This window comes from Kitasatospora sp. NPDC023120 (assembly GCF_055560835.1).
On sequence record NZ_JBVHHY010000004.1, the window covers coordinates 84,003 to 97,056 of the forward strand.

A 13,054-nucleotide genomic window follows, 5' to 3' on the forward strand; every position below is an offset into this window, starting at 1 on the left:
CACCCGGGCTATTGACGGTCCCAGGGGCCGGTCCTATGTTCCTGTCGAACCGATTCGCGCAATCGATTCGACACCAGGCCGTAACACGGAGACGGCCTCCTCGTCGCCCCCGCGTCCACCCTCAGTGCCTCTCCAAGACCGAAGGGTTCGGTGTCATGAACAGATCCACAGGTCGGCGGCTCACCGTCGCCGCGCTCGCCGCCGTCGTCCTCGCCACCGCCGTCACCGCGTGCTCATCCTCGTCCGGGACGGGTGCGTCCGGCGGGGGAGGCGACTCCGCCGGCGGGACCTACACCCTCTGGGACCCGTACCCCCAGTTCGACGCCGGTTCCGCCTGGGCCAAGCTGCTGGACACCTGCGGCGCCCAGGCCGGCGTGCAGATCAAGAGGACCGCCTTCGACACCAGCGACCTGACCAACAAGGAACTCCTCGCGGCACAGCAGGGCAACTCCCCGGACGTGCTGATCGTCGACAACCCGGCGGTCTCCACACTCGCCGAGGCCGGCGTGCTGACCTCGACCAAGGAGAACGGGATCGACACCTCGGCGGTGTCACCCAACCTGCTCGCGGCCGGTCGGAGCGGCGGCGAGACCTTCGGCACCCCGATCGGCGCGAACACCCTGGCGCTGTACTACAACAAGGCGGTCCTGACGGCCGCCGGCGTGGACCCCGCCTCGATCAGGGACTGGGCGTCGCTGACCGCGGCCCTGACGAAGGTCAAGGCCGCGGGCAAGAAGGGCATCACCTTCTCCGGGATCGGCACCGAGGAGGGGAGCTTCCAGTTCCTCCCGTGGTTCTGGGGGTCCGGTGCGCAGCTCACGCACCTGGACTCCGCCCAGGCCGCTTCCGCGCTGTCGCTGTGGACCGACTGGGTCAAGCAAGGCCTGGCCCCCAACTCGGTCATCAACAACACACAGACCACCAGCTGGCAGGAGTTCGCCACCGGTGAGTTCGCCTTCGCGGAGAACGGCACCTGGCAGCTGGCCAACGCGAAGAAGGCCGGCTTCGAGTACGGGGTCATCCCCGTCCCCGGTATGACCGGTGGCACCGCCCCCGCCCCGACCGGTGGCGAGTTCGTCACCGTCCCGGTCCAGCGGAAGACGGACCGCTACGGCGTCTCGAACAAGGTGGTGTCCTGTCTGACCAGCGCGGACAACTCCTACGCCACCGACACCACGCTGTCCTACATCGCCCCCACCCCCGCGGTGCAGGACAAGCAGGCCGCCGGGGACCCCGACCTGAAGCCGTGGATCGACGCGGTCAAGGCCGCCAAGGGCCGTACCGGCGACGACCTGGGCACCAAGTACCCGAAGATCTCCGAGCAGTTGTGGACATCGGTCCAGGCCGCCCTGACCGGGTCCAAGTCGCCGCAGGCCGCACTGTCCGCGGCGCAGTCGGCCGCTGCCAAGTAGGACCGCCAGCCGCGAGGACGACAGGACCCGCCGATGAACGACACAGCGCAGACACCGCAGGCCCGCTCCGTGCGGGACGGGGCCGGGCCGGCCACCGCGGTCCCGCCACGCGGGCGCACCGGCACCGAACGCACCAGGTCCCGCACCCGTTCCCCGCAGTGGGCCGCGTGGGGATTCCTGACCCCGGTGGTGATCTACCTCGGCGTGTTCTACGCCTACCCCCTCTACCGCAACATCGACCTGAGCCTGCGCCACTACACGGTTCGCTCGTTCGTGAACGGCGATGCCCCCTTCGCCGGACTGGCGAACTACCGCGCGGTCCTGGACGACCCCACGTTCCTGCCCGCGCTGACGCACACGGTGGTGTTCACCGCCGCCAGCCTGCTGCTGCAGTACGGGATCGGTCTGGCCCTCGCGGTCTTCTTCACCCAGCACTTCCGCCTGGCGGCCACGCTGCGCGCCCTGTTCCTGGTGCCCTGGCTGCTGCCGCTGATCGTGTCCGCCTCCACCTGGTCGTGGATGCTCAACAGCGGCTCCGGCGTCGTCAACGCCGTCCTGCACGCGGTGGGGATCGGTCCGGTCAACTGGCTCACCTCGCCGACGTGGTCCCTGGCGTCGGTGGTGATCGCGAACATCTGGATCGGGATCCCGTTCAACCTGGTGGTCCTGTACAGCGGTCTGCAGAGCATTCCGGCCGCCCTCCACGAGGCGGCCGCGCTGGACGGGGCGAACGCCTGGCAGCGCTTCCGCCACGTCACGTTCCCGCTGCTGCGCCCGGTATCGGCGATCACCCTGCTCCTGGGCCTGATCTACACCCTCAAGGTCTTCGACATCATCTGGATCATGACCAGGGGCGGTCCGGTCGACTCCTCCACCACGCTGGCGACCTGGTCCTACCGCCTCGGCTTCGGAAACGCGCTGCCGGCCTTCGGCCACGGCGCCGCCGTCGGAAACCTGCTGGTCCTGATCGCCCTGTTCTTCGGCATGGTCCACATCCGCGTCCAGCGAAAGCAGCAGGCATCATGACCACACGACGCACCTCCTGGTGGAAGACCGCTGTCGGCGTCCTGCTCACCGCACTGATGCTGTTCCCGGTCTACTGGATGCTGAACGTCTCCTTCACCCGCGACCAGGACATGCGCAAGTCCCCGCCGGACTGGTTCCCGCTCCACGGCACGCTGGAGGGCTACCGGGCGGTCCTGGACCAGCAACTGCCCTATCTGGGCACCAGTCTGGTCATCGCCCTCGGTACCGTCGGGCTCACCGTGGCCCTCGCGGCACCGGCAGGGTACGCGCTGGCCAAACTGCGCCCGCGCGGCGGCGGCGTCCTCGGCTTCGTCCTGCTGGTCGCGCAGATGGTCCCCGGCATCATCATGGCGATGGGCTTCTACACCATCTACCTCAAGATCGGACTATTGCAATCCGTGCCGGGCCTGATCGTCGCCGACTCCACGATCGCCGTCCCGTTCGCCGTGCTCATCTTCAGGGCGTTCATGGACGGCATCCCGGGTGAACTGCTGCAGGCCGCCCGGACCGACGGCGCGGGAGCCGTGCGGACCTTCTGGTCGATCGTCCTGCCGATGAGCCGCAACGCGATCGTCACCGTCTCGTTGTTCGCGTTCCTCTGGTCCTGGTCCGACTTCGTCTTCGCCAGCACCCTGGACAGCGGCGGCGCCCACGAGCCGATCACGCTGGGGATCTACCACTACATCGGCAACAACAACCAGCAGTGGAACGCCATCATGGCCACCGCCGTGGTCGCGTCGATCCCCACCGCGGTGATCCTCATCCTGGCCCAGCGCCACATCGCCGCCGGCGTCACCGCCGGTGCCGTCAAGGACTGATGCCGGCCGGTACCTCCCGCCTCCGGGGAACCCTGCCCGTCGGCGGACCCGCGAACCCGGCCGCCGCACGGCCGGCAGAACGCGCCCTTCACCAGAAACGAGCACCTTGCGATGACCGACGCCCCGACCGGCCCGGCCTTCAACATCCACCACATCCCCTTCAGCAGCCACGGCTCCTGGTTCGGCGTCTCACCCGTGACCTCCGAGCACGTCCGTTCCCAGGACCTGCACCTGGTCTCCCATCAGAGCGGCATGCACCCCGTCCTGCGCTTCGTTCCCGTCGCAGGCACGCGGGGCGAGCGGGTCGAGACGCGCTGGACCGCCACAGCAGGGCAGCTGACCTGGACCGGGCAGGACGGACACATCGAGATGACCTACCAGTCGGCCGACACCCTGCGGCTGCGCGGCACCGGCCTGCGCCTGCGGATCTGCGCCTCGGCCGACCGGCTCACACCGTTCAGCGGGACGTACTTCTTCCAGGACCCGCTCGACGGCTCCTACGTCTTCACGTCCTACGAGACCGGCCGTCGCTACCGGATCACCGTGCTCGCCGGGAAGGAAGCGGACGTCCGCGGGGTCGAATCCCTCGGCGAGGCCGACCGCGGGCTGACGGTGACCGGCGACTGCTCTTGGGAGGCGGCCATCGAGGAACTCGACACCGCGCGACCGTCCTACGTCCCGTCGGACACGCACGAGCGGACGGTCGAGCGGGCCGCCCGGGTGTTCACCGCGTTCGCCGATGCCGTCACCCCCTGGCGCACCCCGGACACTCCGGCCGCCGAACTGGCCGCCTACGTGGTGTGGTCCGCGACGGTGGCACCGGCCGGGTTCCTGCAGCGCCCCGCCGTCCTGATGTCCAAACACTGGATGGACAAGGTCTGGAGCTGGGACCACTGCTTCAACGCCCTCGCCCTGGCCCCCGGAGCCCCGGAGCTGGCCTGGGACCAGTTCCGGATCATGTTCGACCACCAGGACGAGAGCGGCGCACTGCCCGACTCCGTGACCCACTCCGAGATCCTCTACAACTTCGTCAAACCCCCCATCCACGGCTGGGCCCTGAGTCACTTGCGACGACGCCTGCCGCACCCGCTGAACCGTGCGGAACTCACCGACGTCTACCACCGCCTCGAACGGTGGACCAGGTTCTGGCTCGATTCCCGGCGCGCACCCGGCCGGACGCTGCCGCACTACCAGCACGGCAACGACAGCGGCTGGGACAACGCCACCACCTTCGACCCCGGGCGCCTGCGGATCACCGCCGACCTCTCGGCCTTCCTGATCCTGCAGCTGCGTGAACTCGCCGACGTGGCAGCGGAACTCGACCGCCCCGACGAAGCCGGCGCCTGGAGGCACGCGGCGGACACGCTCCGGACCGCCGTGGTGCAGGAGCTGTGGACGGGCGAACGCTTCCAGGCCCGCTCCCCGCGCACGGGCACGGCCGCCACCAGCCAGAGCCTGCTCGACCTGATGCCCGTCGTCCTCGGGGAACACCTGCCCACCGACATCAGCACCCGCCTGGCCGCCCTCATCGAGACCCACCTGACCACCCACGGACTGGCCACCGAGCGGCCCGACTCCCCCCACTACCGGTCCGACGGCTACTGGCGCGGACCGATCTGGGCACCCGCCACCGTCCTCATCGAGGACGGCCTGCGCCGCGCCGGGCACGTGGACCTGGCCGACGAGATCAGTGCCCGCTTCCGCGCCCTGTGCGAAACCTCCGGATTCGCCGAGAACTTCGACGCCCTCACCGGCGAGGGACTCCGCGACCGCGCCTACACCTGGACCGCCAGCAGCTACCTCCTCCTCGCCGAGGCACACACCCACCGCGCCGGCCGCTGACCGGCCCGCTCCCCGAGCCCCGGGACCGACAGGCCCCGGCACCTTCACCGCACTCCCACCCAGAGGAGCCGCCCCATGAGGTCACCCACCACACCTCCCAGGCCGACGACCCGCACCCGACGACGAGCGGCCTCCACCGTCGCCGTCCTGCTCGCCGCACTGGCCACGACCCTGGGGCCCGCCACCCCGTCACAGGCCGCCGGCACCTCCGTCGCCGTCGACTTCTCCACCGCCGGGGGCACCCCCAACTACCGCGCCTCGGGCATGATCTACGGGCTGACCCCCGACGGGTCGCAGCCGCCGGACCACTTCTTCAAGGACATCAAGTGGCACCTCATGCGGGCCGGCGGCGCGCAGCTCAACGGCGGCGGATACGCCACCAGCCTCGCCGACTACCAGACCCGCTGGAACGCCACCCTCGCCCAGTACAAGCGCACCGCCGCCCTCGGCGGCACGTTCGTCATCCTGCCGCACGACCTGTGGGGCGCCGACGGCACCACCACCCAGCCCTTCCCCGGTGACAACGGCGACTGGACCAAGTTCGACAGCTTCGTCAACCAGCTCATCTCCGACGTCAAGGCCAACAACATGACGGTGGAGTGGGACCTGTGGAACGAGCCGGACCTCAGCGGCTTCTGGGGCCGGTCCCAGAGCCAGTACCTGCAGATGTGGTCGCGGTTCTACGCCGCCGTGCGGGCCAACCTTCCCGGACAGCTCATCGTCGGCCCCAGCGTGGCCAACCCGCCCAACTCCTCCAACACCTGGTGGACCACCTATCTGAACCACGTCAAGGCCAACAACGTCGCCCCCGACATCTACAGCTGGCATGCCATCCCGCACGACCCCGTCCCGGCCGTCAGCAACGCCAACGCGACCCTCGCCGCCGCGGGCCTGACCAACACCCGTCCGTACCAGATCAACGAGTACGCCGGGCTCGAGCAGCAGAACCCCGGTGGCGGCGGCTGGTTCATCAGCCGCCTGGAGCGGGCCGGCGCCGACGGCATGCGCTCCAACTGGGGAGGGGGCCCCGGCCTGCACGACTACGCGGCCAACCTGCTCACCAAGAACAGCTCCGGTCAGTACCTGCCGAAGGGCGAGTGGTTCCTCTACCGGTTCTACGGCTCCCAGACCGGAAACATCGTGAACCTCACGCCCGGAACCAACACCGACGGGGTGGCGACGAAGGACAACGCCGCGCGCAACGCGAAGATCCTGCTGGGCAGCAACGGCAACACCGGCAACGTCACGGTCAACCTCAACCGCCTCGACACCACCTCCGTGGTGGAGAACGGCCGGGTGCGCGCGGTCGTCCAGCGCATACCGAACAACGGCGGCGGCGCGGTGACGGGGCCGGTGACCGTCTCCGACCAGAACCTGACCGTCAACGGCAGCTCGGCTTCGGTGAGCGTGCCGTGGACGGACGCCGCGGACGGCTACACCGTCACGCTGCTGCCCCCGTCCGACACCACCGTCTCCACGGTCGCCGTGGCGCAGCACAGCGGTCAGTGCCTGGACGACACCAACCTCAGCACCGCCGACGCCACGCAGTACCAGCAGTACTCCTGCGAGGGCGGCTACCAGCAGATGCTCGATCTCAAGCCGGTCGCCGGCCGGGCGAACACCTACACCGTGGTCAACGAGCACAGCGGCAAGTGCCTGGACGTCTCGGGCGCTTCCCCGTCCGACGGGGCCGCCGTCATCCAGTGGACCTGCGGCGGCGGGACGAACCAGATGTTCACGCTGCAGCCGGTCACCGCGCTGGGCAGCGGCCAGGACTACCAGCTCGTCGCGGTGCACAGCGGCAAGTGCGTCGACGTCAGTGGGGTCTCGGCCACGCCGGGAGCCCTCGTCCACCAGTGGACCTGCGACCCCGCGAGCGTGCTGAGCACCAAGAAGAACCAGATCTGGCGCCTGACCGGCAAAGCCTGACCGCCCTGGCCTGACCCGTGAACGTGTGAGCCCGGCCGGGGGAGGGGCCCGGTCGGGCTCACACGCGTTCGACCACGGCGCGGACCGCCTTCACCGAGGCCGCGTCGATGGTTTCACCCGGCGGGACGGGTAGCCGCCGACATGGCGACCTCCACCGGTTGCCCACTCGACACCCGGCCATCCCGTCGAACGGAGGAACAGCGATGCGAGCAGTCACCTGGCAGGGCCGACGCGATGTCCGCGTCCAGGAGGTCCCCGACCCCCGCATCGAGGTCGAGCTGTTCCACCGGTCACTCGCCTTCGCAGCGCTGTTCTTCCTGACCCTGGTGCCGCTGCTCATCGTGATCGCCTCGGTCTCTCCGGCCGGGGGAGGTCGAGTAGCCGGGCGGCGCCCGCCCGCCCTGCTCGGTTCGGCGCGTCACCGCTCCGGTCGGCTGATGGCCCGTTGTTTCCGCTGGTCGGAGCGGGTGGCGTCCGCTTAGGGTGGAAATGTCCGGCCGGGATGGGGGCCGGCGGACGTGCCGGAGGGACGGGAGGTGGCGTGGTGATCCGTGGGGTCCACCTGGAGGCGCAGTGGCGCCGGGAGGCGCTGCGGACGAACCTGTGGGTGGTGCCGATCCTGGAGGTCGTGCTCGCCGCGGTGCTGTTCGTCGTGACCTGGTCCCTGGACCGGGCCGCCTACCGGGGGGACCTCACCCTGCCGTCCTGGGTCATCAGCGGCACCGCCGATGCCGCCCGGCAGACGCTCGCCGCCATCGCGGCAGCCCTGATCACCGTCGTGGGCGTGGTCTTCTCGATCATGATCGTGACGCTGACCCTGGCCTCCACCCAGTTCGGTCCGCGCATGCTGCGGACCTTCATCCGGGACCGCACCACCCAGCTGACCCTGGGCACCTTCGTCGGCACGTTCGTGTACGCGATCCTCTCGCTGGTCGTCATCGGACCGGCATCGCACGGCGACCTCGTGCCGCACCTGTCCATCACCGTCTGCATGGCGCTGGTGATGGCCGACCTGGCCGTGCTGATCTACTTCATCCACCACATCGCCACGTCCATCCAGCTGCCCAGGGTCATCGCCAGCATCGCGGCGGAGCTCTCCGAGGCGATCGAGGCGGGTGCGGGCGAACCGGCGCGACCGGGCGAGGTGGCCACCGGGCCGTCCGCGGCCGAGCTGCACGCCCGGCTCGACTCCGAGGGCGCGGCCGTCCCGGCACCGGCCAGCGGCTACCTGCAGTTCGTCCGGCACCGCACGCTGGTCGGGATGGCGGCGGAGCTCGACGCCGTCATCCGGCTGGACCACCGGCCCGGGCACTTCCTGGTGCAGGGGCACCAGCTCGCCACGGTCTGGCCCGCCCATGCGGCGCCCGAGGTGGCCCGGAGCTTCGCCCGTGCCCACATCACCGGCTCGACCCGGACGCTCGCCCAGGACATCGCCTTCGCCGTCGACCAGCTGGTGGAGATCGCCATCCGGGCGCTGTCCACGGCCGTGAACGACACCTTCACCGCCCTGACCTGCGTCGACTGGCTCGGCGAGGGCCTGTGCCGGATCGCCGCCCGCTGGCACCCGAATCCGGTCCACCGCGACGAGACCGGACACATCCGGGTGATGACCGCCCCCGTGAGCTACGAGCGGCTGGTCCAGCGCGCCTTCGAGAAGATCCGTCAGGCCGCCCCCGGCATGCCGGCCGTACTGATCCGCCAGCTCGACGCCCTCGCGGAGATCATGTCGGAGACGACGACCGAGCGGCAGCGCCAGGTGCTCCTCGACCAGGGCGAGATGATCGAACGCCTCAGCCGCGAGTCGGTGACCGAGCCGGCCGACCGGGCCGACATCCACCGCCGCTACCTGACCCTCCTCGCCGTCCACGCCGGCCTGGCGGCGCGGGGCTGACGCGCCTGAAGCGGCCGGCCGGTCGGCCGGAGCGTGCGGGCCTCGGCGGCCGGGGGTGGCGCGGTTCAGGTGCACCAGAGCAGGACACGGGTGCAGCTCGGTGAGGGTGTCGGCGTGGTCGGGTGCGGGGTGGCGGAGGGGGCGGGACCGGTGTTCGGCTTGGTCGTGCCGGGGGAGGGGTTCGCGGGCGGGTCCACCGGAAGCGGGGAGGCGGAGGGTGCGGGTTGGCCCGAGGCGGACGCCGCGGCCGAGGTCGTGCTGCCGGACGGCTTGGGACGGGTGGTGGTGGCCGACGGCTGCGGCCGGGCCGTGGTGGGTGCCGCTGTGGTCGGCGCCGGTGAGGCGGGGCCGCTGGGGGTGGCCGCGGTCTTCTGCGAGGGTGACTCGGTGCCCGCGGAGGCCGGGGTCACCGCTCCGTCCGAGTTTCCGCCGGCCAGCAGGACGGTCGCCAGCCCGCAGACCACCACCCCGGCCGCCGACATGGCCACGACCGTGCCCCGCGTCCGGCCGCCCCGCCGCCGCGCCGACCGCCCTGCCGACCGGCGCGGCGATGCGGACGCGGTGGCTGAGGCCTCGCTCGGGCGGGTGGATCGGTCGTGCGCTGCTTCCCCGGTCGCGGGCTCGGCGGCCCGGCCGCAGCCGGGGCAGGAGAGCGCGCCGTTGAGGTGGCGCCGGCAGGGCGTGCAGTAACTCATGGGATCTTTTCCGTAGGTGCGTGCGGCATGACCGGGATCCCGGCGGTGACTTGCCACACCCCCTGCAGGCCGGACCGGATCGGATGCGAGCGTACGCAGATCGAACGTGTTCGCGACACCCGGCCGGTGCGGGATTTCTGCGTGGATCGGGTGTCGTTCGTGTGACGGCGGGTCGTGGCGCGTGACGGCGTGCGGCGCGCTGCGGCATGCGGCGCGCTGTGGCGGGCGCCGGTGCGAGCCGCGCCGACGACGGCCGCCCGTCGGCCCTCCCCGGGAAGGAGAGGGCCGACGGGCGGCGGGTGGGTGGGTGTGATCCCGGGATCGGGTCCGGGCCCGAACCCGGGATCGGGGCCGGCGTCAGGGCTTGGTCGGGAGGACCGAGTAGCAGTACGGGTCGCTCGGGTGGAGGTGGGCCCAGTAGAGCAGGTCGCCGGTCTGGGGGCCGACGATCCCGTCGGCGTCGAGGTGCTGGGCGCTCTGGTAGGCCTTCAGTACCCGAAGGGTCTCGTCACCGAACTGCCCGTCCACGTCCAGGCCCAGCTCGGGGTGGGGCAGGCCGGGGCCGCGGTGGGAGTTCCAGTGGTTGAGTGCGAGCTGGACGCACGTCACGGCGGCGCCGCGGTCGCCGTAGCGGACGTAGCGTGCGCCGGGCTGGGCGCTCGCCGCCGAGGCGCCGATGCCGACCAGCAGGAGGGCGGCGGAGACGGTGGCCGCTCCCCTGCGCAGGGCCGCCTTGGTGTTCAGCTTCATGGTGCGTTCCCAACTTCTCGTGCATGTCGTGCGGTGTGGCAGGCGCCGGGTCGCATCCCGGCGCCATCGCCAACGGTAGGAGGGCGAACGCCCGTCACATGCCGTGTGAGACGGGGACGGATCCGTCCCACGGCTGTCTCACGGCGCTGATCTGGGTTTTGGGAGAATGGCGACCGGAATCGTGGAACGGCTCAATTCCCGCGGTCGGCGTGGGACGGGTTCCACGCCGAGCCGATTCGGGGTGCGTCGGGAACCGGGCCGCGCGGGCGGGCGTTGCTGGCTGAGGACACCCGGGCGTGGCGGCCGGTAGGCGCGCTGCGGGGTGGCCGGTCCGAACAGGGAAAGGAAGGGCACATGCACGTCACCCTCGCCGAGGAGCTGATGCTGCTCTCGCTGGACGACGAGTCCGGTGTGGCGAAGGACAGTTCTAGCGCCGGATGGGCGGTGACGGGAGGTCTCCTCGCCGACCTCGCGCTGGCCGGCCGGATCGCGGTCGACGAAGGCCGGCTCAGCGTCACCGACCGCACCCCGACCGGCGACCCGTTGCTCGACGAACGCCTGGAGCGGCTCGCCGAGTGGATCGGGCGCAAGGCTCCCGGCAAGGCGAAGGCGGCGGACTGGCTGACCAAGGACCACCCCACCGCGGTCCGTGCCGCCGTGCAGCGGCTGTGCGAGCGAGGCCTGGTGGTCGAGGAGCGCCACCGGGTCCTCGGCCTCTTCCCGGTCCGGCGCTACCCGGAGGCGGACGGCTCCGTCGAGCGTGAACTGCGCGGGCGGCTGGCTGCCGTGATCCGGCACCACAAGGCGCCCGACGTCCGCACCGCGACCCTGATAGCCCTTCTGCACGCCGCCCGGCTGCACGGTCTCGCCTTCCCCGACCTGCCCCGGGCGCGGGTCGAGCTGCGCTTCGCGGAGATCGCCGCGGGTGACTGGGCGGGCGAGTCCGTCGGTCAGGCGATCCGGAACATGCGCGTCGCCATCGCGGCCATCGCTGCCGTGACCGTCGCCACGGCTGCCACGGCGGCGGCCGGCTGACGGGCGGCGGCTGACGGGTGAACAGACCCGGCCCGCCGCCCCGCCCGTCCTGAGGCGGGCGGGCCGGGGGCCGGCGCGGCCCGTCGCGACCGCGCCTCCGGGACTACAGCAGCAGTTCGACCACCGCGGGCCTCCTCGGCGGAGCAGCGGAGCCGCTGCGGGCTGCCGGGCGGGTCAGCCGCGCAGGACCGCGCCGAGGACCGAGGGGCGGAACAGCAGCGAGGGCGGTTCCACCAGGGACAGCACCTCGTGGAAGGCCGCGGTGACCACCGGGTCGCGGGTGGCGCCGGCCAGCACCTTGTCCAGGAAACGGTGCTGGAGCCTGAGCAGGGCGCCGGTCGGTGCGCCGGTGGTGGAGGCGAAGCGGGCGTCCTCGGCACAGGACATCACCCAGGGGTTCTTGGACGCCGCCGCGACGGCGCGCCGGGCGTCGCGGGCCGCGGCGTGCCCGATGCCGCCGTGCCGCAGCGCCGTGCGGCGCAGCGCCTGCGCGCAGAACAGGGCGACGGTGACCCCCTGGCCGTACACCGGGTTGAAGGTGCTCGCGGCGTCGCCGACCGCCACCAGGCCGTCCGGGCAACTCCGCTCGTAGTGCCGCCGGATGCCCGGGCCGGGGAGGAAGCCGCGTACCTCGCCCGCCGGTTCGGCGTCCCGCAGAGCCTCGCGGAGCAGCGGGTCGCGCAGTCCGGCCAGGTGCTTGGTGAACCCCTCCGCTCCGGGCTCCGGTTCGGCGCCGCGCATCCCGGCGAGGCTGACGATCCAGCGGTCGCCCTCGACCGGCAGCAGGACGCCCATCCGCGGTGCGTCCGGGGCCTTGGTCTGCAGGTAGACCGCATGGGCGCCGAGGTCGACCCCGGCCGGGCGGTGGAACAGGCGGGACGAGTACGCGACGCCCGCGTCCACCCGCTCCTCGGGCACCGGGCGGCAGCCCAGCTCCGTCAGCCACTTCGGCACCGAGGTCGAGCGGCCCGCCGCGTCCACCACCAACTCGGCGGGGACGTCGCGGACTTCGCCGCGTTCGGGGCCGCGCTCACGGACCTTCACGCCGGTCACCGCCCCGGCCGACCCGAGCAGGCCGACCACGTCGGTGCCCTCCAGGAACTCGATCGAGGAGTCGGTGCGCACCCGGTCCAGGACGAGCTTGTCCAGCACCGGCCGGGTGCAGGAGAGGAAGGCCATCCGCGCCGGGTAGTCGGCCATCCAGCCGGCGGAGCTGAGCCACTTGACCTCCGAGGTGGTCACCCGGTGTGCACCGGCGGCCGCCAGCTCCTGCTTGATCCCGGGCATCATCTCCTCCAGCGCCCGGTGCCCGGCCTCCAGCACCAGGTGCGCGTGCCGGCCCTGCGGGACCCCGGCCCGGAACGCCGCCTCCGCCGGGTAGTGGTCCCGCTCCACCACGACGATCCGCTCGGCGTGGCCCCGCAGCGCCCAGGCCGCCACCAACCCGGCCAGCCCGCCGCCGATCACCACCGCCGTGCCCCGCCCCGGGGCCGTCTCCGAAGAAGTCATGACACGTAGGGTAGTGGTGCGGGCGGACCTCCGTAACCGCTTCACCTGGACGAACGCCGTTGCACCCGGCTGCCGTTGACGAGATGCCCGGCCGGGAGGAAGTCGGGGGCCGTCCGTGCAGCCGGGTGGGGGGTGATGGGCGCGGTG

General features: G+C 71.7%; 11 protein-coding genes. 9 read left to right on the forward strand and 2 right to left on the reverse strand.

The window, feature by feature from the left end:
- The first annotated feature begins 155 nt into the window (after positions 1–155).
- The 8 genes from ACZ3TI_RS07300 to ACZ3TI_RS07335 all read left to right on the forward strand — a co-directional run bounded on the left by ACZ3TI_RS07300 (position 156) and on the right by ACZ3TI_RS07335 (position 9,608).
- Positions 156–1,412, forward strand: a complete 1,257-nt coding sequence (locus ACZ3TI_RS07300; RefSeq protein WP_465724357.1) for a sugar ABC transporter substrate-binding protein — start codon at positions 156–158, stop codon at positions 1,410–1,412.
- A 33-nt stretch (positions 1,413–1,445) separates the two neighbouring features.
- Positions 1,446–2,438 (forward strand): carbohydrate ABC transporter permease, encoded by a 993-nt coding sequence (locus ACZ3TI_RS07305; protein WP_465724359.1) that lies wholly within the window; start codon positions 1,446–1,448, stop codon positions 2,436–2,438.
- Positions 2,435–3,256 carry a carbohydrate ABC transporter permease gene (locus tag ACZ3TI_RS07310; RefSeq protein ID WP_465724361.1) on the forward strand — a complete coding sequence of 274 codons (822 nt, stop codon included), beginning with the start codon at positions 2,435–2,437 and terminating at the stop codon, positions 3,254–3,256. The genes ACZ3TI_RS07305 and ACZ3TI_RS07310 overlap by 4 nt, the downstream gene beginning before the upstream one ends.
- Before the next feature lie 111 nt (positions 3,257–3,367).
- Positions 3,368–5,098 carry an amylo-alpha-1,6-glucosidase gene (locus tag ACZ3TI_RS07315; RefSeq protein WP_465724363.1) on the forward strand — a complete coding sequence of 577 codons (1,731 nt, stop codon included), beginning with the start codon at positions 3,368–3,370 and terminating at the stop codon, positions 5,096–5,098.
- 75 nt (positions 5,099–5,173) lie between these two features.
- Positions 5,174–7,027 carry an RICIN domain-containing protein gene (locus ACZ3TI_RS07320; protein WP_465724365.1) on the forward strand — a complete coding sequence of 618 codons (1,854 nt, stop codon included), beginning with the start codon at positions 5,174–5,176 and terminating at the stop codon, positions 7,025–7,027.
- A gap of 203 nt (positions 7,028–7,230) precedes the next feature.
- Positions 7,231–7,509 carry a hypothetical protein gene (locus tag ACZ3TI_RS07325; RefSeq protein ID WP_465724931.1) on the forward strand — a complete coding sequence of 93 codons (279 nt, stop codon included), beginning with the start codon at positions 7,231–7,233 and terminating at the stop codon, positions 7,507–7,509.
- A 59-nt stretch (positions 7,510–7,568) separates the two neighbouring features.
- Entirely contained in the window at positions 7,569–8,918 is a 1,350-nt protein-coding gene (locus ACZ3TI_RS07330; protein ID WP_465724367.1) for a DUF2254 domain-containing protein, read from the forward strand.
- Positions 8,919–9,008: 90 nt separating this feature from the next.
- Positions 9,009–9,608 carry a hypothetical protein gene (locus tag ACZ3TI_RS07335; protein ID WP_465724369.1) on the forward strand — a complete coding sequence of 200 codons (600 nt, stop codon included), beginning with the start codon at positions 9,009–9,011 and terminating at the stop codon, positions 9,606–9,608.
- A gap of 362 nt (positions 9,609–9,970) precedes the next feature.
- Here the strand turns inward: ACZ3TI_RS07335 and ACZ3TI_RS07340 are convergent, their stop codons facing one another.
- Positions 9,971–10,363, reverse strand: coding sequence for a peptidoglycan-binding domain-containing protein (locus ACZ3TI_RS07340; RefSeq protein WP_465724371.1), 393 nt, complete (start codon positions 10,361–10,363; stop codon positions 9,971–9,973).
- Positions 10,364–10,717: 354 nt separating this feature from the next.
- Here ACZ3TI_RS07340 and ACZ3TI_RS07345 point away from each other — a divergent pair, with 354 nt between their 5' ends.
- Positions 10,718–11,398 (forward strand): GOLPH3/VPS74 family protein, encoded by a 681-nt coding sequence (locus ACZ3TI_RS07345; RefSeq protein WP_465724373.1) that lies wholly within the window; start codon positions 10,718–10,720, stop codon positions 11,396–11,398.
- 174 nt (positions 11,399–11,572) lie between these two features.
- Here the strand turns inward: ACZ3TI_RS07345 and ACZ3TI_RS07350 are convergent, their stop codons facing one another.
- Complete coding sequence (locus ACZ3TI_RS07350) at positions 11,573–12,907, reverse strand: NAD(P)/FAD-dependent oxidoreductase (protein WP_465724375.1); 1,335 nt, start codon at positions 12,905–12,907, stop codon at positions 11,573–11,575.
- Positions 12,908–13,054 lie beyond the last annotated feature (147 nt).

What these genes read in the sequence shown, in the direction of transcription:
- ACZ3TI_RS07300 (WP_465724357.1), top strand. Translation starts at nt 156, where the DNA reads ATGAACAGATCCACAGGTCGGCGGCTCACCGTCGCCGCGCTCGCCGCC.
- ACZ3TI_RS07305 (WP_465724359.1), top strand. Translation starts at nt 1,446, where the DNA reads ATGAACGACACAGCGCAGACACCGCAGGCCCGCTCCGTGCGGGACGGG.
- ACZ3TI_RS07310 (WP_465724361.1), top strand. Translation starts at nt 2,435, where the DNA reads ATGACCACACGACGCACCTCCTGGTGGAAGACCGCTGTCGGCGTCCTG.
- ACZ3TI_RS07315 (WP_465724363.1), top strand. Translation starts at nt 3,368, where the DNA reads ATGACCGACGCCCCGACCGGCCCGGCCTTCAACATCCACCACATCCCC.
- ACZ3TI_RS07320 (WP_465724365.1), top strand. Translation starts at nt 5,174, where the DNA reads ATGAGGTCACCCACCACACCTCCCAGGCCGACGACCCGCACCCGACGA.
- ACZ3TI_RS07325 (WP_465724931.1), top strand. Translation starts at nt 7,231, where the DNA reads ATGCGAGCAGTCACCTGGCAGGGCCGACGCGATGTCCGCGTCCAGGAG.
- ACZ3TI_RS07340 (WP_465724371.1), bottom strand. Translation starts at nt 10,363, where the DNA reads ATGAAGCTGAACACCAAGGCGGCCCTGCGCAGGGGAGCGGCCACCGTC.
- ACZ3TI_RS07345 (WP_465724373.1), top strand. Translation starts at nt 10,718, where the DNA reads ATGCACGTCACCCTCGCCGAGGAGCTGATGCTGCTCTCGCTGGACGAC.
- ACZ3TI_RS07350 (WP_465724375.1), bottom strand. Translation starts at nt 12,907, where the DNA reads ATGACTTCTTCGGAGACGGCCCCGGGGCGGGGCACGGCGGTGGTGATC.